This is a genomic window from Streptomyces curacoi (assembly GCF_001513975.1).
GTDB lineage: Bacteria > Actinomycetota > Actinomycetes > Streptomycetales > Streptomycetaceae > Streptomyces > Streptomyces curacoi.
On sequence record NZ_KQ947986.1, the window covers coordinates 665,015 to 690,624 of the forward strand.

The following is a 25,610-nucleotide window of genomic DNA, read 5'->3' on the forward strand; positions in this document are numbered from 1 at the left end:
GCCCGCAAGGCGCCTGCCAAACCCATGAGTTTGTGTGCTTCAGCCACGCAGTGCGTCGAGCCTGCGCCGCGCGGGCCCCAGGGACCGGGCGCGGCTCAGCACCCCGGCCCAGGGGTTGGTGCGGGCCTGTTCAACGGCGTCGGCGATGGTCCAGCGGCGGGCGTCGAGGCCGGGATCGCTCAACTCGTCCCAGGTGAGCGGCGTGGCCACGGGCGCGCCGGGCCGGGCGCGGACGGTGAAGGGCGCGACCGCGGTCTGCGCGTAGGCGTTGCGCTGTATGTCGAGGTAGAGGCGGTTGCCGCGGTCCTTCTTGCGAGCGGCGGTGGTGAGCCGGTCCGGGTGGGCGTCGGCGAGGGTGTCGGCGACGTCCCGGGCGAACTCGCGTACCTCGTCGAAGTCCTGTTGCCCGGTCAGCGGCACGATCACGTGCAGTCCGCGTGAACCGGTCGTCATCAGCGCCGACGGCAGCTGAAGTTCGTCGAGCAGTTCGCCGAGCAGCCCGGCCGCCTGCCTCACCTGTCCGAAGTCGTCGTCGGCGGGGTCGAGATCGAAGACCATGCGGTCGGGCCGGTCGATGCGATCGGTACGCGACAGCCAGCGGTGCAGGGTGAGGCAGGCCTGGTCGGCGAGATGGACGAGGGTGGCGGTGTCGTCGCACACGGTGTGGCAGACGGTGCCGTCCTCCTTGGGCACCTCGACGCGGGTGATCCAGTCCGGATAGTGCTCCGGGGTGTTCTTCTGCATGAACCTCGGCCCGTCGACGCCGTCCGGGTACCGCTCCAGCATCAGCGGGCGGCCGCGCAGATGCGGCAGCATGAACGGGGCGACGGAACGGTAGTAGTCGACGAGCTCGCCCTTGGTGTACTCCTTCGCGCCCCCGCCGCCGGGGAAGAGCACCTTGTCGACGCGTTTGACCTCGACCGTACGGCGGCCCGCCCGCACCTTCGTCGTGCCGTCGCCGCCCGTCATCGTACGACTGCCTCCTCGACCAGCAGCTTCCCGGCGGCGGCGATGGCCGCGGCGTCGATGCCCGCGGCGTGCAGCTGCTCGTCCGGGGAGGCCGAGCCCGGCATCCTGCGGACGGCGAGGCGCACCAGGCGCGGCACCGGGCGCCCGTCGAGGAAGGCGTCGAGGACGGCGTCGCCGAGGCCGCCCTCCTCGTGGTGGTCCTCCACGGTGAGCAGACAGCCGGTGTCCTCGGCGGCCCGGCGCAGCGTGTCCCGGTCGACCGGCTTGACGGAGTACAGGTCGATGACCCTGACCTGGATGCCCTCCTCGCGGTCCAGGGCGTCGGCGGCGGCGAGCGCCTCGTGCACGGTGACGCCGGCCGCGACGACGGTCAGCCGGTCGTACTGACTGGAGCGCAGCACCTTGCTGCCGCCGACGGGGAACTCCTCGTCGGGGCCGTAGATCACCGGGCTGTTGCCGCGTGAGGTGCGCAGATAGCGGATGCCGTCCAGGCCGGCCATGGCGCCCACGAGCTTCGCCGTCTGGTTGGCGTCGCACGGGTACAGCACCGTCGAGCCGTGCACGGCCCGCATCATCGCCAGGTCCTCCAGGCCCATCTGGCTGGGGCCGTCCTGCCCGATCGCGACGCCTGCGTGCGAGCCGACGAGGTTGATGCCGGCGCCGCTGACCGACGCCATGCGCACGAAGTCGTAGGCGCGGGTCAGGAACGCGGCGAAGGTGGAGGCGTACGGCACCCAGCCCCGCGCCGCCATCCCCACGGCGGCGGCGACCAGCTGCTGCTCGGCGATGTAGCACTCGAAGAAGCGGTCGGGGTGTTCCTTGGCGAAGAACTCGGCGCGGGTGGAGTCGCTGACCTCGCCGTCGAGGGCGACGACGTCGGCGCGGCCGGTGCCGAGGGCGGCGAGCGCCTCGCCGTAGGCGTTGCGCGTGGCCACTTCCTCCCCCTTGTCCCAGCGGGGCAGTTGGAGGTCACCGACGGGAACGGCGTGCAGCATGCGGGCGGCGGGCGGTTCGTGCACGCTGACGCGGATGTCGCGCGGGCCGCCGAGTTCGGCGATCGCCTCGTCTGCGTCCGGCAGCGGCTTGCCGTGCAGTCCCTCGCGGTCCTGGACGGACTCGACGCCCTTGCCCTTGAGGGTGCGGGCGAGCACGACGGTGGGCTGCCCGCTGGTGGACCTGGCCTCCCCGTACGCACGGTCGACGGCGTCCACGTCGTGCCCGTCCACCTCGATGGTGTGCCAGCCGAAGGCCCGGAAGCGGCGGGCGTAGGCGTCGAGATCATGACCGTGCCGGGTCGGGCCGCGCTGACCGAGCCGGTTCACGTCGACGATCGCGGTGAGGTTGTCCAGATGCTCGTACGCGGCGTGCTCGGCGGCCTCCCACACGGACCCCTCGGCGAGCTCGCTGTCACCGCACATCACCCACACCCGGTATCCGGTCCGGTCGAGCCGCTTCCCGGCCAGCGCGATCCCCACCCCGACCGGCAGCCCCTGCCCGAGCGATCCGGTCGCCGTCTCCAGCCACGGCAGCCGACGCGGGGTGGGGTGCCCTTCGAGGCGGCTGCCGATCTTGCGGAAGGTCAGCAGTTCGCCGTCCTCGATGGCACCCGCCGCCTTGTAGGCGCTGTAGAGGAGCGGGGAGGCGTGTCCCTTGGAGAGGACGAAGCGGTCGTTGCCGGGGTGGGCGGGCCGGTCGAAGTCGTACCGCAGGTGGTTCGCGAGGAGTACGGCCATCAGATCGGCGGCCGACATCGACGACGTCGGATGCCCCGATCCCGCGGCGGCGGAGGCCCGCACACTGTCGACACGCAACTGCTGGGCCAACTCGACGAGTTCGGCGGTGTTCATGAGTCTCCTTCCGCTGGGGTGCCGGAGGGGCCTGCGGGGGGCTTGGGGTGGCCGCCACGCGTCGTGGCGGGCGATCCCCGGCCGGCTGGGGGGTGCGGGCGCTGAACAGGGCCCGGGGGTTCGGGGTGCTTGGCGGCGTCGGGGTCCTGGAGCACGTCGGGCGGTACAACTTCCTCGCCGCTGTCCGCGCGACTGGCCGGGCCCGCGGCCCCGGGGCGCCGCAGGTGCGCAGAGGCTCCGAAGCGCTTGCTCTCCATGGCCTCCACGGCGTCGGGGTGCGGTACCCGACCGGGCGGCTCGGCAGCCCCGGCACCGGGGTGCCGTACGGGGCCCGGTGCGGGGCCCTTCGCCGGTTCACCACCGGGCTGGTTCTTGGCGGGCTCACCACCGGGCTGGTTCTTGGCGGGCTCACCACCGGGCTGGCTCTTGGCCGGTTCACCACCGGGCTGGCTCTTCGCAGGCTCACCGCCGCGCGAGCCCGTCACCGCATCTACGCCGAGGGGAACCGTCGCCGTCTCGCCGACGGCGCTCTCCCCGGAGCCATCCGTCCGCGGTCCGGCCCTGGGCCCGGCCTCCAGCCTGTCCTCCTCCGGCTGCTCCTCAGCGCCCTCCTCGCGCTTCTCCGCTGCCTTCTCCCCCTTCTTCTCCACCGGTTCCTTGTCCCCCTTCTTCTCCACCGGTTCCTTGTCCCCCTTCTTCTCCACCGGTCCGTTCTCCCCCTTCTTCTCCACCCGCTTCTCCGGCCCACCCGGCACCCGTGCCAGCTCCGGTGACGCGGTGTCCAGCGGTACCGACCACTCCCGTACAAGGCCCAACTGCACGGCCTGTCGGGGCAGTACGGCGTCCAGGAGCCAGTCGGCGGCGACGCGGACGCGGTTGCCGGGCATCGCGGCCAGGTGGTAGCCGCGGGTGACGGCGCCCGCCGCCACGCCGGACAGCGGGATGCCGAACGGGTTGGCGGCCGCCTTGACGCCGCCCAGGTCCACGGCGAAGCCCTTGTCGCGGTGGCGGTAGGGGCGCCGCTCACCCATGCCCAGCGACGCGGCCACGCTGTGGGCCACGGCCTTGCCCTGCCGCCAGGCGTGCTGGGCGGTCATCGGCGTGTACTGTCCGGGCTTCTCCAGATCCGGTACGGCGGCCCCGTCCCCGGCGGCGAACAGCTCGGGCCGGCCCGGCACCTGGAGGTGCGGGTCCACGAGGAGGCGGCCCCGTTCCATGGGCAGCCCGAGCGACTCGGCGAGCGGATCGGGCCGTACGCCGACGCACCACACCACCGTGCGGGTGGAGACGAACTCGCCGTCCGTCAGCAGCACCCCGCTGGGCGTGGCCTCCTTCACGGAGGTGCCCATGCGCACGTCCACGCCCCGCTGCCGCAGCACCCGGTCGGCGGTGCGCGACAGCCGCTCGTCCAGCTCGGGCAGCACGCGGTCGGCGATGTCGAGCAACAGCCAGCGCGGCCGCATGCCCGATCGCAGGGGCTGTTTGCGCACCTGCGAGTCGGTGAACAGCTGGCCCTGCGCGGCGACCTCCGTGCCGGTGTATCCGGCGCCCACCACGACGAACGTGCACCGCGCCGAGCAGTTCTCGGGATCGGCGGCGGCGGCCAGCTCCACCTGCCGGGTCACGTGGTCGCGCAGATACAGCGCCTCGGGCAGGCCACGGAAGCCGTGCGCGTGCTCGGCGACGCCGGGGATGGGCAGCAGCTTGTTGACGCTGCCCGCGGCGAGGATCAGCCGGTCGAAGTCCAGGACGCCGCCGTCGCCCTCGGGGCCGGTGTAGTGCACGGTGTGCTCGTCGAGGTCGATGGCGTCGGCCTCGCCCAGTACGAGCCGTACGCGCGGCAGGGTGCCGGACAGCGACACGGTCACCCGGCGCGGTTCCAGGATGCCGGCGGCGACCTGGGGCAGCAGGGGCAGATACAGGAAGTAGTCGGTCGGGTTCAGCAGGGTGATGTCGGCCTTGTCCCGGGTGAGCCGGGACAGGGTACGGGCCGCGCGGTACCCGGCGAATCCGGCGCCGACGATCACGATGCGGGGTCGACTCACGGTTGGCCTCCGGCCTTTCGATGGCTCACTCGCTGTCGCGTGTCTCGGGAGCCTTCCGCGTCCCCCTGGTCAGGGCCGCCAAACGTCGGCGCGGACAGCCCCGGTCGCCGGCACGTCCGGCCCGGACGCCCGGTTTCCGGCCGGGCCGCCGGGTACCCGGAACGGCGACAGTCCCCCGCCGCTGACGCGGCAGTCCCGGAGGTGCCCCCCATGCCCGAGTACGGCTACTTCCTGGCGTGCGAGGAGTTCCGTCCCGCCGACCTCGTCGAACAGGCGAGGATGGCCGAGCAGGCCGGATTCCAGTCGCTGTGGATATCGGACCACTACCACCCGTGGAACGACGCGCAGGGCGAGAGCCCGTTCGTGTGGTCGGTGATCGGCGCGCTCTCGGAGGCGGTGTCGCTGCCCATCGAGACGGCCGTGACCTGCCCGACCGTGCGGATCCACCCAGCGGTGGTGGCCCAGGCCGCGGCGACCTGCGCGGTGATGACGAACGGCCGCTTCCGGCTCGGCGTCGGCACCGGCGAGGCCCTCAACGAGCACATCCTCGGCCATGTCTGGCCGCCGGCGAGCGTCCGCCTGGAGATGCTGGAAGAGGCGATCCTGATCATGCGCCGGCTGTTCTCCGGCGAGGAGATCAGCCACTACGGCAGCCACTACCGGGTGGAGAACGCCCGCCTCTACACGGTCCCCGACGAGCCGGTTCAGATCGACATCTCCGGCTTCGGCCCGGCGGCGACCTCGCTCGCGGCCCGCGTCGGCGACGGCTACATCACGATGATGCCGGACGAGGAGCTGGTCACCCAGTTCCGCAAGGGCGGCGGGCACGGCAAGCCGGTCATGGGGGGCACGAAGGTCTGCTACGGCACCGACCGCGACGAGGCGGTACGCACCGTGCACCGGCTGTGGTCCAACCAGCTGCTGCCCGGCGAGATGGGCCAGATCCTGCCCTCGCCGCGCCATTTCGAGCAGCTGGAACCGCTGGTCACCGAGCAGATGGTGCGCGAGAACACGGTGTGTGGGGACGACGTCGACGAGCACGTCTCCGCGCTGAACGCCTTCGCCGAGGCGGGCTTCGACCGGATCTACGTCAACCAGATCGGCCCCGACCAGCGCGGCTTCTTCGACTTCTACCGCACGAAGGTGCTGCCGCAGCTGCAGCAGTGACGAAGGGCGGGCCCACTCGATGAAACTCCGTCTCCCCGTGGTCTCCGTCTACACCGTGCCCACCGACGCCCCCGAGGCGGACGGCACACTCGCCTGGAACTCCACGACCGTGGTGATCGCCGAGGTGACGGCGGGCGACGCGACCGGCACCGGCTGGACGTACGGCCCGGCGGCGGTCGGGGACTTCCTGCGCGACCACCTCGCACCCCTCGTCGAGGGCCGTGACGCCCTGGACATCCCGGCCGCGCACGAGGCGATGTGCCGAGCGATCCGCAACGCGGGCCGCCCGGGCGTCGCCGCGTGCGCGATCTCGGCGCTGGACATCGCCCTGTGGGACCTCAAGGCCCGCCTCCTGGAACTGCCCCTGGCCCGGCTGCTGGGCGCCTGCCGCGACCGCGTCCCGGTCTACGGCAGCGGGGGCTTCACCACGTACCACGACACCCATCTGGCCGCGCAGTTGAACGGCTGGGTGCACGGTCAGCACATTCCGCGCGTGAAGATCAAGATCGGGCAGGACTGGGGCCGCGCGGTCCCGCGCGATGTGGCCCGGGTCCGGGCGGCGCGCCAAGTGATCGGCCCGGCGGCCGAGTTGTACGTGGACGCCAATGGCGCCTACACCCGTAAGCAGGCGATCCGCGTCGGCCACACCCTCGCCGAGAACGGTGTCGGCTGGTTCGAGGAGCCGGTGTCCTCGGACGACCTGACCGGTCTGCGGCTGGTCCGTGACGCCCTGGTCTGCGACGTCACGGCGGGCGAATACGGCTACGACCTCCCGTACTTCGCCCGGATGATCGCCGCGGGCGCGGTCGACTGCCTCCAGATCGACGCCACCCGCTGCGGCGGCCTCACCGAGTTCCTCCGCGCCGCCGCCCTGGCCCAGGCCCATGGCCTGGAGGTCTCGGCCCACTGTGCCCCGCACGCCCACGCCGCCGCGGCCGCCGCGCTCCCCAACCTCCGCCACATCGAGTGGTTCCACGACCACGTCCGCGTGGAGGACATGTTCTTCGACGGCGCCCTGGACCCCACGGGCGGCTCGGTCACCCCGACCCAGGGCATCGGCCACGGGCTGACGCTGAGGGCGGAGGAGGTGCAGCAGTACCAGGTGGCGTGACCGCCGACGAACGCCAAGCCCATGAACGGCCCATGAACGCCATGAGCGTCGCGTGCACCCGCACCGGCATGTACCGGCGCCCCCTCACGTCCGTCGCAACGGCGACCGGCCCCGACGTCGCAGGCCGGCGGTCAGCACGGCACCCAGCCCGCCGACCAGCATCCCCGCGCCCATCCGGCCCCGGTTGCGTGACACCCATTCCTGCGGGCTGCGGCCGACCGCCTCCTCGTCGAAACGCCCGTGCGCCCCGAAGTCCCGGCCGTGCGGCCCGTCCGCCGGGGTCCAGAGGTTGCCCGGCCCCGCGTGCTCGCCCTCGTCCTGCTGGGCCTCGAAGCCGGTCCTCGCCAGATACCGGTCCAGCAGACCGGGAACGACCGCGTTGGCGATCAGCGTCGCCACGGTGGAGCCCCCCACCCAGTACTCCCGGCGCCGCCCGTGTCCCGCGGCATGCACGATCGCCCGCGCGGCCACCTCCGGCTGGTACACGGGCGCCACCGGCCGGGCCCGCCCCGGCAGCCGGTTCAGCACCCAGTCGAACTGCGGGGTGTTGACGGCGGGCAGCTGCACCATCGTCGTACGCACCCGGCTCCCGTCGCGCAGCAGCTCGCACCGCAGCGACTCGTTGAACCCCTGAATCGCGTGCTTGGCCCCGCAGTACGCCGACTGCAGCGGAATCCCCCGGTAGGCGAGCGCGGACCCGACCTGCACGATCGTGCCCCGGTCGCGCGGCAGCATGTGGCGCAGCGCGGCCCGGGTGCCGAACACATAGCCCAGGTACGTCACTTCGGTCACCCGCCGGAACTCGTCCGGGGTGATCTCCGTGAACGGCGCGTAGATCCCGGCGAAGGCGTTGTTGACCCAGACGTCGATCCGCCCGAACGCGTCGGCGACCTTCTGGGCCGCGTCGTCGACGGCCTTCGCGTCGGCCATGTCCACGCTGACGACCAGCGCCTCGCCCCCGGCCCGCTGCACCTCGTCGGCCGCCCCGGCGAGACCTTCACGGCCCCGGGCCAGCAGGGCGACCCGGTCGCCCCGCGCGGCGAAGGCCACGGCCGCGGCCCGGCCCACGCCGCCGCTGGCCCCGGTGATCACGACGGCCCTGCCACGCCCGGGCAGGGCGAGCTCCCACGGCCTGCGCACGGCGTATCACGCCCGGTGATGCGGCTGCTCGGGGTCGATGTCGCCCGGATGCGGCTGCCGCGCGCCGGGGGTCTCCGGCGGCACCGCGCCCGTCGCGCCCGTCCCGGGCGGGCCGGGCGGCATCGGCGGGTACGGCAGGCCGAGCCCACCAGGCGGACCGGCCGGGGCGGTGCCGCCGATGGTCCGTCCGGGTGCGGCGGGCCGCTCGGCCTCCCGCTCGGGGGTCGGCCGGGACGCCGACGGGCGTGCCGCGCCCCGCAGCGCATAGGCCACCACGCCGAGGATCACCGCGGTGATGAGCGCGGCGGCCCAGTCCGGCAGCCCGGCGGCGAGGCCGAGCCCCAGGGCGAGCGCGAGGGCCGCGCCCGCGTACAGGGCGACGGCGCCGGACGCGGCGTACAGCATGGCCCGTCGGCGCTGCCTGCGCGTCTGCTGGCGCAGTTCGTCGCGTACGGTCTCGCGGGCCACCTGCGCCAGTTCGTCGACCAGTTCCTTGTCCAGGTGCTCAAGGTGATCCAAGCGTTCCATGCCCGCCGAGTACCCGTACAGGCGTACGCATAACGGGCCTCCGTCACGGCGCGTACCGGCGCGTGAGCGAAGTTCGCGGCTCTGCGGGGATACCGTGAAACGATCTCCCTTCCCGGCCGCCCCCAACTAGGCTCGTCCGCATGGAGATTCTGGGAGCCACGCTGCGCGTCTGCGTCGACGACCTGGAGACCGCGGTCCCCTTCTACGAACGCCTCGCGGGCGGCACAGCCCTCCGCTTCGAACGCGGCGGCGTCCAGGTGGCGGCGGTCGGCTGCTTCCTGCTGATGAGCGGCCCGGAGGCCGAGCTGGAGGTGCTGCGCAAGGTGGCGGCGACGATCGCCGTCAAGGACGTCGAGGAGGCCCGCCAGGTCCTCAGCGAGCTCGGCGCGCACATCATCGCGGGTCCGGTGCCGACTCCGGTGGGCCGCAATCTGATCGCCATGCATCCGGACGGGGCGGTGTACGAGTACGTGGACCGTCAGGCGTGACCGTTCGCCGACACGATGGTGTCGGTGAACAGCGCCCCGGCCGGGCACGACGAAATTCCGCGTGGGGTTCCTCCTCGCCGACGTATCGTCGGGGCTCGGCGTCGGCGACACGGGAGCGAGGACATGAGCGAGCGGCACACTTACCGGGTGATTGTCCGGGGCACCTGGGACGGGCTCACCGACGAGGCCCGGGTGCGGCTGCTCGCCGAGGCCGCCGAGCACGGTCTGACCAGCATGCGGTTCACCGAGGAGGGGTCGCTCTCCTACGAGCCGTCGCCGCTCAAGCACTTCTCGATGCGGTACGTGGTGGTCTCGGACGCGGCGGACGGCGAGGAGATGGCCGGCGCGATCGCGGAGGACCGCGCGCAGACCGCGCTGCGGGAGCGGGGCTACGGCTTCCGCGATCTGAGGTCGACGGTCACGGACCTCGACACGATGAAGATCAACCGGAAGTCCGCATCTCGACGGTGATCGCCCACCGCTCATGGTCCCGCCAGGCCCCGTCGACGTAGAGCATGTTCGGCGAGAAGCCCTCCAGGCGGAAACCGCAGGCCCGGGCGAGGGCGATCGAGGCGGCGTTGGCGGGCTGGACGTTGATCTCCAGCCGGTGCAGCCGCATCGGCCCGAAGGCGTGGCCCACCACCAGGTCGAGCCCCTCCCGCATCAGTCCGCGCCCGGCGGCGTGGGCGAAGGCGCCGTAGCCGAGCGCACCGCTCTGGAAGGCGCCCTCGACGATGTTGTTGATGTTGATGAACCCGGCGATGCCCCCGCCGTCGTCCTTGGCGCAGACCAGGAACCCCGCCTTGGCGGGGTCCTCGATCAGCCGCCCGGCATAGGCGGCGTAGGCCGCGGCGCTGTCCGGCGGGAAGAGCCACGGGTGGTGCAGTTCCTTGCTCTCGCGGACCCGGGCGGTGAACTCGGCACCGTCCTCGTAGGTGAAGTGGCGTATGCCCACGCGGGGGCCTTCGGCGAGGTAGCGGGACGCGGGGTGAGGCATTCCGCCAGCCTACGACCCGCCGGCCGCGCCGTCTCATCCAGTACGCCCCGCACCGCGCGCGCCGATCACGCCCGTACCGAGGTGCGCCGGCCGCAGCCGGCCCTGCCGGCGGATCAGCCGGTCACTGGCAGCCGCAGCACCCCCGTGTCCCCGGGCGCGCTCACCACGGTCACCGGCTTGATGCCCCGGTTCCCGAAGTACGCGTCGTCGCTCGCCGCGATCACGAAGCGCAGCCGGTGGCCCTTGTCGTAGCGGTGCACGATTCCCGGCAGGGTCACGGTGAAACTCTTCGTGACATCGGGGACACGGACCGGCGCGACCAGCCGGTGCACCAGCGTCCTGCTGCCGTCGGGCGCGATGTCGTACAGCTTGGCGAAGAGGACGAGCTTGTCGGCGGCGTCCCCGGAGTGCTGGGTCCGCTCGGCCTTCGGGGAGACGACCTTCAGGGTGGCCCGCGGGGCGCCGACGACCTCGGTCGTCCGGGCGAGCGGCTCGCTGGTCCAGCCGAGGTAGGTGCCCTTGGTGTCGTACGGCGCCGGGTCGGGGATGCCGAGGGCCCCGGCGAGCGAGCTCTCCGAATGGCTCGTGGGGACGAGCCAGTTGGTGTACGTACGGCTGCCGCGGGCCACCTTGGCGCGGTTGTCGACGAGTTTGCCGTCGCCGGAGAGGTAGAGGGTCCGGCTGAGTCCGGGGACGCGGTCGGCGGTGGCGTAGGTGTGGTCCGGGTCGGTGATCCAGTCGCGGTAGTAGGCGAAGGCAGGCCCGGTGTCGACGTTCTTCTTCCACAGGTGGCGGTCGAACCAGGCGAGGATGCGCCGGCCGACGTAGCTGGTCTCCAGGTTGCCCTGGCCGAGGTTCAGTTCACCGGCGGCCGGGTCGGTGATGCCGCCGCTGTGGCCCCAGGACTGCCAGATCATCTTCACCGGTGTCCCCTGGGCCTTGAGCGTCTTGTACGTCGCCGTCGCCTCGTTGAGGTTGAAGAGGCTGTCGGCCTGGCCCTGGACGAGGAGGGTGGGCGTCTTGACGCGGTTCAGGTAGGATATCGGCGAGACGCTGTGCGCGTAGGCGAGCAGCTCGGCCGTCTCCTTCGCCGGATAGCGGCCGGAGTTGAGGGTGCGGACGGTGTCGCAGGCCTTGGTGACGAAGTGCAGGCAGGCGAGGGAGTTGATGCGGGAGGGGTCGAGGTTCGGCTCCAGCAGGGGCTGGCCCTCGCCGATGAGGTAGAAGCCGTTGGCCCACTGCCATTTGAAGGCGCCGGGGACGCTGCCGCCGCCGACGGCGTTGTTCGGGTCGAGGGAGTACGCCAGGTCGTTCCAGGTGATCATCGGCACCAGCGCGTCGACGCGCTGGTCGACGGCCGCCGTGGCCAGTTGGATGGCCCCGCCGTAGGAGCCGCCCACCATGCCGACGCGGGGGTCGCCGGGGGCGTCGAGGGTGACGATGTCGGCCTTCGTCCCGTCGTCGGCGGCGCGCCTGCCGCCCAGGAAGTCGATGAGCTGCGAGGCCGCCGCGCCGTCGATCGCCGGGTCGTCCAGCGAGATCAGGCAGCCGGACCTGCCGAAGCCGAGCCCGGAGTAGACGAGGGAGACGTATCCGCGCTGGGCGAAGGCCTTGCCGATGGCGTCGGTCTGGCCGTCGGACTTGCTGCCGCCGAAGCCGTTCGTGGCGAGGACGGCGGGTGCCCGGTGGGCTCGGTCCACGCCGGCGGGCCGGTACAGGTCGGCGTCGACGACGCAGGTGCGGTCACCTGCCTGGACGGTGAACTTCAGGGCGCTGACGGTGAACTGGCCGGTCGCGGCGGCGGGAGTGGTGAGCGCGAGGGGGGCGGTGAGTGCGGCGCCGAGGACGAGAGCGAGGGCGGCAGCCCCTGAGGATCTGGGCACACGTCGGGACACAAAGACCTCCACACTGAGGACAGCCCTGCTTACCGACCAGTCAGTACTGGCTGGTTGTCATGGTGTGACACGTGTCAGACGGGGTCAATCGGCGTGCCGGAGGTTTCTTGACGGAGATTCAGTGGAGGAGGTCAGCGGAGAGCGGGCTCGTCGAGGGTCAAGGTGCCCGCCTCGGCGTCCAGTTCGGCGCTCGCCCCGAAGGGGATCGTCAGCGCCCCTTCACCGTGCCCGAACCCGAACTCCTGCGCAACGGGCACACCGAGGCCACCCAACCGGTCGAGGAGCAGCGCACGCACCCGCTCGTACGGCTCGCACTCCTGCCACGACCCGAGCAGCACGGCGCGCACGCCGTCGAGGAAGCCCGCGCGCAGAAGCTGGGTGAGGTAGCGGTCGAGCCGGTAGGTCTCCTCGCCGACGTCCTCCAGGCAGAGCAGGCCGCCGCGCGCGGAGGTCCGGGCGTGCGGGGTGCCCGCCTCGGCGGCGAGCAGGCAGAGACAGCCGCCCAGCGTGACACCCCGTGCCCGGCCGGGGACCAGGGCGGAGCCGGTGGAGGTGATCGTGCGCACCGACTCCGGCTCGAAGAGCGTGGCTCTCAGATGTTCCTGCGCCCGCGCGTTCTTGATGAAGTCGACCCCCGCCGCCATCGGCCCGTGCAGGGAGGAGAGGCCCAGCCGGGTGGCGAACGCCTCGTGCAGCACCGTGATGTCGCTGAAGCCGACGAACACCTTCGGCCCGGCCGCGCGCATCGCCTCCCAGTCGAGGAGGTCGACCATGCGCTGCGCCCCGTAACCGCCACGGGCGCACAGCACGGCGTCGACGGACGGATCGCACCAGGCGCTCTGCAGATCGGCGGCCCGGTCGGCGTCCCGGCCCGCCAGGTAGCCGAACTCCCCGTGCCGGTCCAGCACATGAGGTGCCACCACCGGGTCGAGATCCCAGCCGCGCAGCACGTCGAGCCCGGCCTGCAGCCGCTCCTCCGGCACCGGACCGCTGGGAGCGACGACGGCCACCCGGGCGCCGGGGACGAGCCGGGACGGCCGTACCAGTGGCCGTACGGGATCGTTCACTTGGCGAGCTCCAGCTTCGGGATGCCGGGCGGGTTCAGCCCGAAGACCTGAGCGTACAGAGAGAGTTCGGACTCCAGGACCCGGATCATCGTCTCCGCCCGCCGGAATCCATGCCCCTCCCCCTCGAAGGCGATGTAGGCGTGCGGTACCCGGCATCCCTCCATGCGGGCCAGGAACCGCTCGCACTGGGCCGGCGGACAGATCACGTCGTCCAGGCCCTGCAGCAGCAGGAAGGGCGCGGTGATGCGGTCGGCGTGCGCGGTCGGTGACCGCTCCGTGTACCGGCCGGGCACCTCGGCGAGCGGGCCGACGAGGGTCTCCAGGTACCGCGACTCGAAGTCGTGGGTCTCGCCCGTGCCCCAGCCGGCCAGGTCGAGGATCGGATAGAGGATCGTGCCGCAGGCGTAGACGTCGGTCGTGGTGAGGGAGGCGGCCGTGGTCCAGCCGCCCGCGCTGCCGCCGCGGATGGCGAGCCGGTCGCGGTCGGCGGTGCCCTCGTCGGCGAGGGCGAGGGCGACGGCCGCGCAGTCCTCGACGTCGACCACGCCCCACTGCTCGCGCAGCCGGTTGCGGTAGGCCCGGCCGTATCCGCTGGAGCCGCCGTAGTTGACCTCGGCGATGCCGATGCCGCGCGAGGTGAAGTAGGCGACGGCCAGGTCCAGGACGAGCGGCGCCCGGTCGGTGGGGCCGCCGTGCGCCCAGATGACGTACGGCGGCGGGGTGCCGCCCGGGGCGACGCAGCCGGGGTTGTGCGGCGGGTAGATGTGCGCGTGGATCCGGTGCCCGGCGGGGCCGGTGAAGGTGCGGATCTGCGGCTCCGGGTAGTAGGCGGGGTCGACGGCGTCGACGTGCGCGGCCCCGACCACCCGGGACCGTCCGCTACGGGTGTCGAGTTCGACCACCTCGTAGGCGCTGCGCGGACTGGCGCCGACGGCCACGACCCGTTCCCCGTCCACCGCGAGCGTGGGCGCGAACTCGGTCCAGGGGCCGGCCGCGTCCACGATCTCGCCGGTCTCGGGATCCAGGACCCCCAGTGCGGTCGCCCCCCGGCCGTGTACGACGGCGATCAGCCCGCCCGCCAGCGGGGCGAACCAGCGCAGGCCGAGCTTCCAGAGGGGCCCGCCGAACTCCTCCTCGCGCGGACAGAGCGGTTCGCCGTCCCGGTAGAGGTTCCACCAGCCGCTGCGGTCGCTCGTGTACAGCAGACGGCCGTCGTCCGACCAGTCGACCTGGGCGATCGACTCCTCCGGTCCCCCGGCGACGGTCCGCGGGCTGCCCGGCGTGCCGTCCGGCCCGATGTCGGCGACCAGCAGCTCCGTGCCGTCCCACGGCATCCGCGGATGGTCCCAGGCGAGCCATGCCGCCCGCCGCCCGTCCGGCGAGATCCGGGGCCCGGTGACGAACCGGTGCCGGTCGTCGGTGAGTTCGCGTACGGCGTCCCGGTCCTCGGCGGCCGAGCCGTCCAGCGGGACGGCGGCCAGGACGCGCCGCACATCGGTGGGCCCGTCCCCGGTGAACTCCTCCAGGACGCACCACACTTCGCCGCGTTCGAGCCGCAGCTGCGGCTCCACCCAGCGCAGTCCTGCGCCCACCGCGGACACGGGGGTGATCGGACGCGGCTCGCCGCCCTCCTCGTACCGGTAGAGCCGCTGGTCGGCGAAGTCGACGAAGACGACCAGCGGCCGGCCGTCGACCACCGCACCGGCCCAGGGCCGGCCGCCGTACTCGACGACCCGGCTGCGCACGTTCCACGGAGCGGGCAGCACCGACTCCTCGCGGCCGCCCGCCCGTCTCCCACCACCGCCCTTCCAAGGAGGGGTTTCGCGCCCCACCTCCTCATTCCGGCGCCGCACCAGCGTGCGCCGCCCGCCCTCGGTGGGCCGCGGCTCGATCCACCACACCTCGTCACCGACGAAGCCCACGTACTCGGGCCGCCCGTCGTGCGCCGCGGCGAGGGCCGCGTCGATGGGCGAGGGCCAGGAACCGTACGCCAGCGTCCGCACTGTCTCCTCCGACTCCCTAGGCAGTCCGCAGAAAGCGGTCGAGCACCCGGACGCCGAAGTGGAGCGCCTCGACCGGTACGCGCTCGTCGACGCCGTGGAACATGGCACCGTAGTCGTAGCCGTCGGGCAGCTTCAGCGGGGAGAAGCCGTAGCCGGTGATGCCGAGCCGCGAGAACTGCTTGGCGTCCGTGCCGCCGGGCATGCAGTACGGCACCACGTGCCCCTCGGGCGCGAACTCCTCGACGGCGGCGCGCATCCGGGCGTACGTCGGCGAATCCACCGGCGCCTGGAGGGCCACCTCGCGATGGTGGAACTCCCACTCGACGTCGGGTCCCGTGAGCTCCTCGACGGTCGCGCGGAACTCGTCCTCGAAGCCGGGGAGATACCGGCCGTCGACATGGGCCACGGCCTCCCCCGGGATCACGTTGACCTTGTACCCGGCGTTCAGCATGGTCGGGTTGGCGCTGTTGCGGACGGTCGCCTCGACGAGCCCGGCCGCCGGGCCGAGCTTGTCCAGCAGGCCGTCCACGTCGTCGAGGTCGGCCTCCAGGCCGTACAGCGCGGCGAGTTCGGTGAGGGCGGCGCGCACGGTCGGGGTCAGCCGCAGCGGCCACTGGTGGGCGCCGATCCGGGTGACGGCCGCGGCGAGGCGGGTGACCGCGTTCTCCGGGTTGGGCCGGGAGCCGTGCGCGGCCCTTCCGCGTGCGGTGAGCCTGAGCCAGCCGGTGCCGCGTTCCCCGGCCGCGATCGGGTAGATCTGCCGCCCGCCGCCGTCGTGGAAGGTGAACGCGCCGGACTCGCCGATGCCCTCGGTGCAGCCCTCGAAGAGCCCGGCGTGCCGGTCCGCGAGGAACCCGGAGCCGTCCTCGGCGCTGGCCTCCTCGTCGGCGGTGAACGCGATCACGACGTCCCGCCGGGGCCGCACGCCCTCCCGTGCCCACTGGCGGACGACGGCCAGGATCATCGCGTCCATGTTCTTCATGTCGACCGCGCCCCGGCCCCAGACGACCCCGTCGCGGATCTCCCCGGAGAAGGGGTGCACGCTCCACTCGGCGGCCTGGGCGGGCACCACGTCCAGGTGGCCGTGGACGAGCAGCGCGTCCGCCGACGGGTCGGTGCCCTCGATGCGGGCGACGACGTTCGTACGGCCCTTGGCGCGTTCCAGCAGGGTGGGTTCCAGGCCCGCCTCGGCCAGCCGCGCGGCGGCGTACTCGGCGGCGGGGCGCTCCTGGCAGTCCCCGCCGCCGCGATTGGTCGTGTCGATGCGGATGAGGTCGGAGGTGAACGTCACGACCTCGTCCAGTGCCTGCCCGTCAGCCATACTGCTCCTCCACCGCGGCCGAGACGATCGTGGTGACCGCCTTGAAGGTACGGATTCCGTCGTACATGCGCTCGCTGGTGTACGCCACCTTCCGCTCCCCGGTCCGTTCGACACCCGGGACGACGGTGGCGGCCATCGCGAGATGCTCGGCGTCGAACTCGACGGCCACGGTGAACGGCCCCTGGCGCACCGGCTCGTGACGCACCGTCAGCGCGGCGGCCTCCTTGGCCGCGGCGCGGATGTCGGCGGCGGTCCTGGCCGGTGTCCGGCACACGGCCGCGTACCGCGAGACATGGTCCTTGACGGCGACCTTCAGCGCGCCGGGCGCGTACCCGAGCGCGTCCTCGCAGGCCACGTCGTCGCCGGTGACGAGCACGACGGGCACGCCGTACTCGGCGACGACGTGCGCGTTCAGCAGCCCCTCGCTCGCCCGTACGCCGTTCAGCCACACCCCGGTGATGGAGTTGGCGAGGTAGGTGTGCGCGAGGACGCCCTCCATGCCGGCGCCCGCGTGGTAGCCGACGAAGGCGATGCCGTCCACGTCGCCGTGCTGGACGCCCTCGACCATGGACAGCGCCTTGTGCCGGCCGGTCAGCATCTGCGCCCGCTCGTCGAGCCGTTCGAGCAGCAGATTACGCATGGTCCAGTGCGCCTCATTGATGAGGACCTCGTCGGCGCCGCCGTCGAAGAACCCCCGTACGGCGGCGTCGACGTCGGAGGTGAACATCCCCCGGCACCGCTCCCACTGGGGTGTGCCCGGCAGCACGTCGGCGGGCCAGGTCACGCCGGTGGCGCCCTCCATGTCGGCGCTGATGAGGATCTTCACGCGGGTTCGTCCCCTCGCTGATCAGATGCTTGTCGCTTCACGTTACGCGCCGGTGAGGGGAGCTCGGCAGTTCCGCCACGGCCATCTCTTCGAGCTGGTCGCTCGGGGCGTCCCGTGCCCCTGTGGTGAGTTGTACGTAACGAGTCGTTCACGACAGGCGGGCCCCCTGGGAAACAAGCGCTTCCTACCGTCTCCCGCCATGGACTCAGAGCCGTATACGAAGCCGCAGCCCGACTGCACGCCGACGGGCTGATCGAGCGAGGCGACGGCGGATTCCACGTCACCATGCCCAACCTCGCGCAGCTCAAGGCGCTGTACGAGCCCACCGAGGCGTTCGTCGGATTCGGCCGGCGGATCCGCCGCGTGCGCAGGTACGACTTCCCCTTCCGCTTCCCCTTCCGCGCGCCCCGTTCACCGCGTGGACTCCGAACCCCACCGCACCCCCACAGGAGGCGTGACATGAGCACCACCGAGTCACGGCTGACAGCCCCGGACCCCGCCAAGCCCGCCACGGACCAGGCGACCAAGGAGACCCTGGAGGACTACACCCTCCGCTTCGCGCCCCGCAGTTACCGGCGCTGGACCCCGATGGTCGTAGCGACGACCGCGCTCGGCGGCATCGCCTACATGGCCGACTTCTCCATCGGCGCCGGCATCGGCCTGGCCCACGGCACCGGCAACGCGCTCGTGGCGATCGCCGTCGCCGCGGTCGTCATCTTCGTCACCGGCTTCCCTCTCGCCTACTACGGGGCCCGCTACAACATCGACCTGGACCTCATCACCCGCGGCTCCGGCTTCGGCTACTACGGCTCGGTCCTCACCAGCGTCATCTTCGCCAGCTTCACCTTCATCTTCTTCGCCCTCGAAGGCTCGATCATGGCGCAGGGCCTCAAGATCGGCCTCGGTATGCCGCTGTGGCTGGGCTACCTGGTCTCCACGCTGATGGTGATCCCGCTGGTGATCTACGGCATGAAGGCGCTGAGCAAGCTCCAGGTGTGGACGACGCCGATCTGGCTGATCCTGATGGTCGCCCCGCTGGTCTACCTCGTCGCCACCGACCCCGGCACGGTCGACCGCTTCCTCTCCTACGCCGGCACCGACGGCGAGGGCGGCGTCAACACCGCCTCCGTGCTGCTCGGCGCGGGCGTCTGCCTGTCCCTGATAGCCCAGATCGGCGAGCAGATCGACTACCTGCGCTTCATGCCGCCGAAGACCGAGGCGAACAAGCGCACCTGGTGGACCGCGGTGGTCATGGCCGGGCCCGGCTGGGTGGTGCTCGGCGCGCTGAAGCAGGCCATCGGTGTCTTCCTCGCCGTGTACATCCTCGCCGAGGTCGGCCCGACGGCGGCGCCCGAGCCGATCCAGCAGTTCCGCGGCGCCTTCGACGCGATGATGCCGTCCTGGATGGTGATCCCGCTGGCCGTGGCCCTGGTGGTCATCAGCCAGATCAAGATCAACGTGACCAACGCGTACTCGGGCTCCCTGGCGTGGACCAACTCCTTCACCCGCGTCACCGGGCGCTACCCCGGCCGCATGGTCTTCGTCCTGGTCAACCTGGCCTTCGCGCTGATCCTGATGGAAGCGGACATGTTCAGCTTCCTCAACAGCATCCTGGGCTTCTACTCGAACTGCGCCATCGCCTGGGTGGTCACCGTCGCCACCGACATCGGCGTCAACAAGTACCTGCTGAAGCTGTCCCCGCTACAGCCGGAGTTCCGCCGCGGCATGCTCTACGCCGTCAACCCCGTGGGCGTCGTGGCCTTCATCGCCTCCTCCGGCCTGTCGATCGCCATGTACTTCCACGCACTCGGCGACACCCTCCAGCCGTACTCCCCCGTCGCCGCGGCCGTGATCGCGTTCGTCCTCACCCCGCTGATGGCGATCGTCACCAAGGGCCGGTACTACCTGCGCCGCACCGACGACGGCATCGCCGAGCCCCTGCTCGACGCGGAAGGCAACCCGAGTGGGACGACCTACGACTGCCACGTCTGCCACCAGCCGTACGAGCGCCCCGACCTGGCCGCCTGCCGGACCCACGACGCCGTCGTCTGCTCCCTGTGCCTGAGCACGGACAAGCTCGGCGACCACGTGCTCCCGGCGACCGCGTGACCACACGGGTGGGCGGGTACGAACGCACCCGCCCACCCGCGCTTGTGCGCACGAGGGCCGCGCGGGAGCCCTTCGGGCTGCCGCCTGCCAGTGAAGGGTGAGAAGACGGTCACGAGCAGGACGGCTGTGCCGGCGCGGTCAGGGCGTCACGGCGCGAGGAGCAGGCTGTCGCCGCGCTCCTTGGCGGCGGCGTAGCGCTTGGCCACGTCCTGCCAGTTGACGACCTGCCACATCGCCTCGATGAAGTCCACCTTCTGGTTGCGGTACTGCAGGTAGAAGGCGTGCTCCCAGGCGTCGAAGACCAGGATCGGGGTCGAGCCCTGGCCGACGTTGCCCTGGTGGTCGTAGACCTGCTCCACGATGAGCCGGCCGCTGAGCGGCTCGTAGGCGAGGACGCCCCAGCCCGAACCCTGCGTGGTGGCCGACGCCTTGGACAGCTGCGCCTTGAAGTGGGCGAAGGAGCCGAAGGACTCGGCGATCGCGTCCGCCAGCTCGCCCACGCCGTCCTTCTCCAGCGGCTCGCCGCCGCCGTCGCCGGTCATGTTGTGCCAGTAGATCGAGTGCAGGATGTGACCGGAGAGGTGGAAGGCCAGGTTCTTCTCCAGACCGTTGATCGAGCCCCACGACTCCTTGTCCCGCGCCTCGGCGAGCTGCTCCAGCGTGTCGTTCGCACCTTTCACGTACGCCGCGTGGTGCTTGTCGTGGTGCAGCTCGATGATCTCGGGGCTGATCACGGGGGCCAGCGCCGAGTAGTCGTAGGGAAGTTCCGGGAGCGTGTAAACCGCCATGTCCAACGTCCTCCGACGTTATTGCGAATGATGTGCAACTGCACGTTAACAGCAGCAGCAACTCCTTTTCGATCAGGCGTTGGACCTAGGACCTCAGCCGTCGCCCTCCAGCTCCCCCTCCGTCTCCAGGTACACCCGCCGCAGCGCGTCCAGCACCGCCGGATCCGGCTTCTCCCACATCCCGCGCGACTCCGCCTCCAGCAACCGCTCGGCGATGCCGTGCAGCGCCCAGGGGTTGGCCTGCCGGAGGAACTCGCGGTTGGCCGGGTCCAGGACGTAGGTCTCGGTGAGCCTGTCGTACATCCAGTCGGCGACCACGCCGGTGGTGGCGTCGTAGCCGAACAAGTAGTCAACGGTGGCGGCGAGTTCGAAGGCCCCCTTGTAGCCGTGGCGGCGCATCGCCTCGATCCACCTGGGGTTGACGACTCGGGCGCGGAAGACGCGCGAGGTCTCCTCGACGAGGGTGCGGGTGCGCACGGTCTCGGGGCGGGTGGAGTCGCCGACGTAGGCCTCGGGGGCCGTGCCGCGCAGGGCGCGGACCGTCGCCACCATGCCGCCGTGGTACTGGAAGTAGTCGTCGGAGTCGGCGATGTCGTGCTCGCGGGTGTCCGTGTTCTTCGCGGCGACCGCGATGCGCCGGTACGCCGTCTCCATGTCGTCGCGCGCCGGGCGGCCGTCGAGCTCGCGGCCGTAGGCGTAGCCGCCCCAGACCGTGTAGACCTCGGCGAGGTCGGCGTCGGTGCGCCAGTCGCGGGAGTCGATGAGCTGGAGCAGGCCGGCGCCGTAGGTGCCGGGGCGGGAGCCGAAGACGCGGGTGGTGGCGCGGCGTTCGTCGCCGTGGACGGCCAGGTCCGCCTGGACGTGGGCGCGTACATGGTTGGCGTCGGCCGGTTCGTCCAGGGACGCGGCCAGGCGTACGGCGTCGTCCAGGAGGCCGATCGTGTGCGGGAACGCGTCGCGGAAGAAGCCCGAGATGCGCAGGGTGACGTCGATGCGGGGGCGGCCCAGCTCCGCGTGGGGGACGGGCTCCAGGCCGGTCACCCGGCGGGAGGCGTCGTCCCAGACCGGGCGGATGCCGAGCAGGGCGAGCGCCTCGGCCACGTCGTCGCCCGCCGTGCGCATCGCGCTGGTGCCCCACAGGGAGAGGCCGACGGACGTGGGCCAGTCGCCGTGGTCCGTGCGGTAGCGCTCCAGCAGGGAGTCCGCGAGGGCCTGTCCGGTCTCCCAGGCGAGGCGGGAGGGGATGGCCCTGGGGTCGACCGAGTAGAAGTTACGGCCGGTCGGCAGGACGTTGACCAGGCCGCGCAGCGGGGAGCCGGAGGGGCCCGCCGGGACGAAGCCGCCGTTCAGGGCGTGGACGGCGTGGTCGAGTTCGGCGGTGGTGGCCGACAGGCGCGGGACGACCTCGCGAGCCGCGAACTCAAGGACGGCGGCGACCTGTTCACCGTGTCCGGTGGGGACGGCGGCCGGATCCCAGTCGGCGTCCTCCATCGCCTGGACCAGGGCACGGGCCCGTTCCTCCGCCTCGTCGGCGGTCGTGCGGGTCGCGGCGGACTCGTCCAGTCCCAGCGCCTCGCGCAGGCCGGGCAACGCCGTGCTGCCGCCCCAGATCTGGCGGGCGCGGAGGATGGCGAGGACCAGGTTGACCCGGTCCTCGCCCCGCGGCGGGCTGCCCAGGATGTGCAGACCGTCGCGGATCTGGGCGTCCTTGACCTCGCAGAGCCAGCCGTCGACATGGAGGAGGAAGTCGTCGAAGCCGTCGTCGTCGGGGCGGTCCGCCATGCCCAGGTCGTGGTCGAGCCTGGCGGCCCGGACGAGGGTCCAGATCTGGGCGCGGACGGCCGGGAGCTTCGCCGGGTCCATGGCGGAGATCTGGGCGTACTCGTCGAGGAGTTGCTCCAGGCGCGCGATGTCGCCGTAGGAGTCGGCACGGGCCATCGGCGGGACCAGGTGGTCGACGAGGGTGGCGTGGACGCGGCGCTTGGCCTGGGTGCCCTCGCCGGGGTCGTTGACGAGGAAGGGGTAGATCAGGGGGAGGTCGCCGAGGGCGGCGTCGGGGCCGCAGGCGGCGGACAGGCCGGCGTTCTTGCCGGGCAGCCACTCCAGGTTGCCGTGCTTGCCGAGGTGGATCATCGCGTCGGCGCCGAACCCGCCGTCCTCGGCGGGAGCCGCGATCCAGCGGTAGGCGGCCAGGTAGTGGTGGGAGGGCGGCAGGTCCGGGTCGTGGTAGATCGCGATCGGGTTCTCGCCGAAGCCGCGCGGGGGCTGGATGAGGACCAGCAGGTTCCCGAAGCGGAGGGCCGCGAGGACGATGTCACCGTCCCGGTCGCGGCTGCGGTCGACGAACATCTCGCCGGGTGCCGGACCCCAGTGCTTCTCGACCGCCGTGCGCAACTCCTCGGGGAGCGTGGCGAACCAGCGCCGGTAGTCCGCCGCCGGGATGCGCACGGGGTTGCGGGCCAGCTGCTCCTCGGTGAGCCAGTCCTGGTCGTGGCCGCCGGCCTCGATGAGCGCGCGGATCAGTTCGTCGCCGTCGCCGGAGGCCAGGCCGGGGACCTCTCCGTCGCCGAAGTCGTACCCCTCCTCGCGCAGTCGGCGCAGGAGGGCCACCGCGCTGGCGGGGGTGTCGAGGCCGACCGCGTTGCCGATGCGGGAGTGCTTGGTCGGGTAGGCGGACAGGACGAGGGCCAGGCGCTTCTCGGCGGCCGGGATGTGCCTCAGCCGGGCATGGCGTACGGCGATGCCGGCGACGCGGGCCGCGCGCTCGGGGTCGGCGACGTACGCGGGGAGTCCGTCCTCGTCGATCTCTTTGAAGGAGAAGGGGACGGTGATGAGTCGGCCGTCGAACTCCGGTACGGCGATCTGGGCGGCGGCGTCGAGCGGGGAGACGCCCTCGTCGTTCTCCTCCCAGGCGGTGCGCGAGCCGGTCAGGCACAGGGCCTGCAGGATCGGCACGTCCAGGCCGGTGAGCGCGCCCGCGTCCCAGGACTCGTCGTCGCCGCCGGCGGATGCCTCGGCGGGCCTGGTGCCGCCCGCGGCCAGGACGGTGGTGATAACGGCGTCGGCGGCGCGCAGTTCGTCGATCAGTTCGGCCTCGGGGGACCGCAGCGAGGCGACGTACAGCGGCAGCGGCCGGCCGCCCGCCTCCTCGATCGCGTCGCACAGGGCAGCCACGAACGCCGTGTTCCCGCTCATGTGGTGGGCGCGGTAGTAGAGCACGGCCACGGTCGGCCCCTCGCCCCGCGGCGTGCGCTCCAGCGGGCCCCAACTGGGCGCGGGGGCAGGGGCGTCGAAGCCGTGGCCGGTCAGCAGGACGGTGTCGGAGAGGAAACGGGCCAGCTGCTCCAGGTTGGCGGGGCCGCCGTGGGCGAGGTAGGCGTGGGCCTCGGCGGCGATGCCGATCGGGACCGTGGAGGCGGCCATCAGCTGGGCGTCCGGGGCCTGTTCGCCGGTGAGGACCACGACCGGGCGGCCGTCGGCGAGCAGCAGGTCGAGGCCGTCCTGCCAGGCGCGCAGGCCGCCGAGGAGGCGTACGACGACGAGGCCGACGCCGTCGAGGAGCGCGGGCAGGTCGTCGAGCGGGAGCCGGGACGGGTTGGCGAAGCGGTAGGACACCGGGCCGTTCGCCGCGCGGGCGCTGAGCAGGTCGGTGTCGGACGTCGACAGGAGCAGGATGCGGGGGTGCGGGGGTCGCCCCCCGGAAGGATGCGGCATGCGGCGTCTGGCCTTCCTCGGGGTCCGCGCCCCGGGCGGTGGCGGATGGGGTCCCCCCTGCTCGGGCGGGGCCGAGAGCTGGGGGGGGAAGGGAGTTCCTGGCTCGCCCAGCCCGTTGCGGGGGGCTCACAGTGGCGGGACCGCGCCGGAGTCACACCGGGCTTCCTCCCTGTCGCCGTGGTGGCGATGGCGGACCGGGTGATCCACCGAGGAGCATAGTAAGGGGCGCGGAACAGGGGCGGGGCATACATTCCGTGGAGCTGTCGGTATGCTCGCCGCCATGTCCACGCCTGCCGCCCCCTCATCGCCCCAGGCCACAGCGGTCTCACGGGACCGCGGTGACGCCTGCCCCGGGGCGCTGCGGCTGCATGCCGCGGACGACGGCGCGCTGGCCCGTGTCCGCGTTCCCGGCGGCGTGCTGACGCTCCGCCAGGCCCAGGCGCTGGCGGACGCGGCCCGGCGGCTGGGCGATGGTGATCTTCATCTCACCTCGCGCGGCAACGTGCAGTTGCGGGGCTTGCGGGAGACGTGCGGCGCGGAGCTGGCCGAAGCACTGGACGTGGCCGGGCTGTTGCCGTCGCGCGGGCACGAGCGGGTGCGCAACATCGTCGCCTCGCCGCTGTCCGGCCTCGACGGACGCGGCTGGAGGCAGGTGCGGCCCTGGCTGTCGGCCCTGGACGGGGCGCTGTGCGCGAGCGAGGCGGCGCGGGAGTTGTCGGGACGGTTCCTGTTCGCGCTCGACGACGGACGCGGGGACGTGGCCGGACTCGGCGCCGATGTGACCGTACAGGCCACCGCGGACGGTGGCGCGCTGCTCGGCCTGGGCTCGGCCGGCGAGGCGCTGTGCGTCTCCGGGGACGACGTGCCGCGTGCCGCGCTGCTGGCGGCGGAGACGTTCCTCCAGGTGGCCCGGGAGCACGGGGCGCGGGTCTGGCGAGTGGACGAACTTCCGGTCCCGCCCGGGGAGTTGACGAATGCGGTCCGGCGCTCGCTGAAGGGCGCGGGCATCAGCAGCTCGCTGCGGGCGCCGGACCGCGCAGGCGGCGCGGAGGGCCCGCCGCCGGGGATCGTCGGGGCCGCCCTCTCCGTACACGTTCCTCTCGGCCGTCTCACGCCCCTCCAGTGGCAGGCGTTGACGCATGCCGCCGCCGGGGAGCTGCGGCTGACCCCATGGCGTGGCGTGGTCGTGCCCACCCGCTCGGAGGGCGCCGCCGACGCGCCGGCCCGCCTCTGCGCCACCGGCCTCGTCACGGACCCCGCTTCCCCGTGGCTGCGCGTCGGCGCCTGCGTCGGCCGGCCCGGATGCGCCAAGTCCCGGGCCGATGTGCGGGCGGACGCGGAGCGGAGCCTGACCGCCGCGGGCAGCGCCCGTCTTCCCGTGTACTGGTCCGGGTGCGAACGCCGTTGCGGGCACCCCCGAGGCGACCGGATCGACGTGGTCGCCGTCCCTGGCGGCAGTTACCGGCTCCGCGCCGTCACGCCGGGCCGACAGCCGCGCGCCGACCGGGACGGCGATGTCGTGGCCTGCCTCGACGACCCCTCCCAACTGGCCACCGCCCTGGCGGCGATCACTTCCTGAGCCGTATCACGACGAC

Annotated in this window: 19 protein-coding genes and 1 riboswitch; of the genes, 6 read left to right on the top strand and 13 right to left on the bottom strand. The window is 72.4% G+C overall.

The window, feature by feature from the left end; all coding sequences use genetic code 11:
• Positions 1-39: 39 nt before the first annotated feature.
• The 3 genes from ligD to AQI70_RS12650 are packed head-to-tail and all read right to left on the bottom strand — an operon-like array spanning position 40 to position 4,861.
• Positions 40-969 carry a non-homologous end-joining DNA ligase gene (ligD, locus tag AQI70_RS12640; RefSeq protein ID WP_062147738.1) on the bottom strand — a complete coding sequence of 310 codons (930 nt, stop codon included), beginning with the start codon at positions 967-969 and terminating at the stop codon, positions 40-42.
• On the bottom strand, positions 966-2,816 hold the full coding sequence (locus AQI70_RS12645) for a transketolase (protein WP_062147741.1): 1,851 nt from the start codon (positions 2,814-2,816) through the stop codon (positions 966-968). The genes ligD and AQI70_RS12645 overlap by 4 nt, the downstream gene beginning before the upstream one ends.
• Complete coding sequence (locus AQI70_RS12650) at positions 2,813-4,861, bottom strand: NAD(P)/FAD-dependent oxidoreductase (RefSeq protein ID WP_244181585.1); 2,049 nt, start codon at positions 4,859-4,861, stop codon at positions 2,813-2,815. Before AQI70_RS12650 ends, AQI70_RS12645 begins: the two co-directional genes overlap by 4 nt.
• A 210-nt stretch (positions 4,862-5,071) precedes the next feature.
• Between AQI70_RS12650 and AQI70_RS12655 the strand changes: the two genes are divergently transcribed.
• Complete coding sequence (locus tag AQI70_RS12655; protein ID WP_062147748.1) at positions 5,072-6,028, top strand: LLM class F420-dependent oxidoreductase; 957 nt, start codon at positions 5,072-5,074, stop codon at positions 6,026-6,028.
• A gap of 19 nt (positions 6,029-6,047) precedes the next feature.
• On the top strand, positions 6,048-7,139 hold the full coding sequence (locus tag AQI70_RS12660) for an enolase C-terminal domain-like protein (protein WP_062147751.1): 1,092 nt from the start codon (positions 6,048-6,050) through the stop codon (positions 7,137-7,139).
• 84 nt (positions 7,140-7,223) lie between these two features.
• Here AQI70_RS12660 and AQI70_RS12665 read toward each other — a convergent pair whose 3' ends face one another.
• Together AQI70_RS12665 and AQI70_RS12670 are read right to left on the bottom strand one after the other, a co-directional pair.
• Positions 7,224-8,279, bottom strand: coding sequence for an SDR family oxidoreductase (locus AQI70_RS12665; RefSeq protein ID WP_208607345.1), 1,056 nt, complete (start codon positions 8,277-8,279; stop codon positions 7,224-7,226).
• Positions 8,280-8,285: 6 nt separating this feature from the next.
• Complete coding sequence (locus AQI70_RS12670) at positions 8,286-8,807, bottom strand: phage holin family protein (RefSeq protein ID WP_062147754.1); 522 nt, start codon at positions 8,805-8,807, stop codon at positions 8,286-8,288.
• 140 nt (positions 8,808-8,947) lie between these two features.
• Between AQI70_RS12670 and AQI70_RS12675 the strand changes: the two genes are divergently transcribed.
• A complete protein-coding gene (locus AQI70_RS12675) occupies positions 8,948-9,295 on the top strand; it encodes a VOC family protein (RefSeq protein WP_062147757.1) in 348 nt (115 codons plus the stop codon).
• Between the two features lie 123 nt (positions 9,296-9,418).
• Positions 9,419-9,766, top strand: a complete 348-nt coding sequence (locus AQI70_RS12680; protein ID WP_062147760.1) for a DUF6204 family protein — start codon at positions 9,419-9,421, stop codon at positions 9,764-9,766.
• Here AQI70_RS12680 and AQI70_RS12685 read toward each other — a convergent pair.
• From AQI70_RS12685 to AQI70_RS12710, 6 genes are all read right to left on the bottom strand, one after another.
• Complete coding sequence (locus tag AQI70_RS12685; protein ID WP_062147763.1) at positions 9,738-10,292, bottom strand: GNAT family N-acetyltransferase; 555 nt, start codon at positions 10,290-10,292, stop codon at positions 9,738-9,740. The genes AQI70_RS12680 and AQI70_RS12685 overlap by 29 nt on opposite strands.
• A gap of 113 nt (positions 10,293-10,405) precedes the next feature.
• Entirely contained in the window at positions 10,406-12,175 is a 1,770-nt protein-coding gene (locus AQI70_RS12690; protein ID WP_244181587.1) for a CocE/NonD family hydrolase, read from the bottom strand.
• Between the two features lie 143 nt (positions 12,176-12,318).
• The gene (locus AQI70_RS12695) at positions 12,319-13,254 is read right to left on the bottom strand and encodes a S66 peptidase family protein (RefSeq protein WP_062147771.1); all 936 of its coding nucleotides are present in this window, start codon (positions 13,252-13,254) and stop codon (positions 12,319-12,321) included.
• Positions 13,251-15,257: a S9 family peptidase gene (locus AQI70_RS12700; protein WP_062147774.1), complete on the bottom strand. Its 2,007-nt coding sequence runs from the start codon at positions 15,255-15,257 to the stop codon at positions 13,251-13,253. The genes AQI70_RS12695 and AQI70_RS12700 overlap by 4 nt, the downstream gene beginning before the upstream one ends.
• 16 nt (positions 15,258-15,273) lie before the next feature.
• Positions 15,274-16,578 carry a M20/M25/M40 family metallo-hydrolase gene (locus AQI70_RS12705; RefSeq protein ID WP_062147778.1) on the bottom strand — a complete coding sequence of 435 codons (1,305 nt, stop codon included), beginning with the start codon at positions 16,576-16,578 and terminating at the stop codon, positions 15,274-15,276.
• Positions 16,571-17,404, bottom strand: a complete 834-nt coding sequence (locus AQI70_RS12710; RefSeq protein WP_062147781.1) for a M55 family metallopeptidase — start codon at positions 17,402-17,404, stop codon at positions 16,571-16,573. The genes AQI70_RS12705 and AQI70_RS12710 overlap by 8 nt, the downstream gene beginning before the upstream one ends.
• Positions 17,405-17,863: 459 nt before the next feature.
• Here AQI70_RS12710 and AQI70_RS12715 point away from each other — a divergent pair, with 459 nt between their 5' ends.
• A complete protein-coding gene (locus AQI70_RS12715) occupies positions 17,864-19,513 on the top strand; it encodes a purine-cytosine permease family protein (RefSeq protein ID WP_062148344.1) in 1,650 nt (549 codons plus the stop codon).
• A gap of 146 nt (positions 19,514-19,659) precedes the next feature.
• On the opposite strand, the gene AQI70_RS12720 is transcribed toward AQI70_RS12715, so the two are convergent.
• Positions 19,660-20,301 (bottom strand): superoxide dismutase, encoded by a 642-nt coding sequence (locus AQI70_RS12720; protein ID WP_003996563.1) that lies wholly within the window; start codon positions 20,299-20,301, stop codon positions 19,660-19,662.
• A gap of 93 nt (positions 20,302-20,394) precedes the next feature.
• Entirely contained in the window at positions 20,395-24,015 is a 3,621-nt protein-coding gene (gene cobN, locus AQI70_RS12725; protein WP_062147785.1) for a cobaltochelatase subunit CobN, read from the bottom strand.
• Between the two features lie 92 nt (positions 24,016-24,107).
• Positions 24,108-24,183, bottom strand: a riboswitch (cobalamin riboswitch).
• A gap of 100 nt (positions 24,184-24,283) precedes the next feature.
• Here cobN and cobG point away from each other — a divergent pair.
• Complete coding sequence (cobG, locus tag AQI70_RS12730) at positions 24,284-25,594, top strand: precorrin-3B synthase (protein WP_062147789.1); 1,311 nt, start codon at positions 24,284-24,286, stop codon at positions 25,592-25,594.
• Positions 25,595-25,610: the final 16 nt, after the last annotated feature.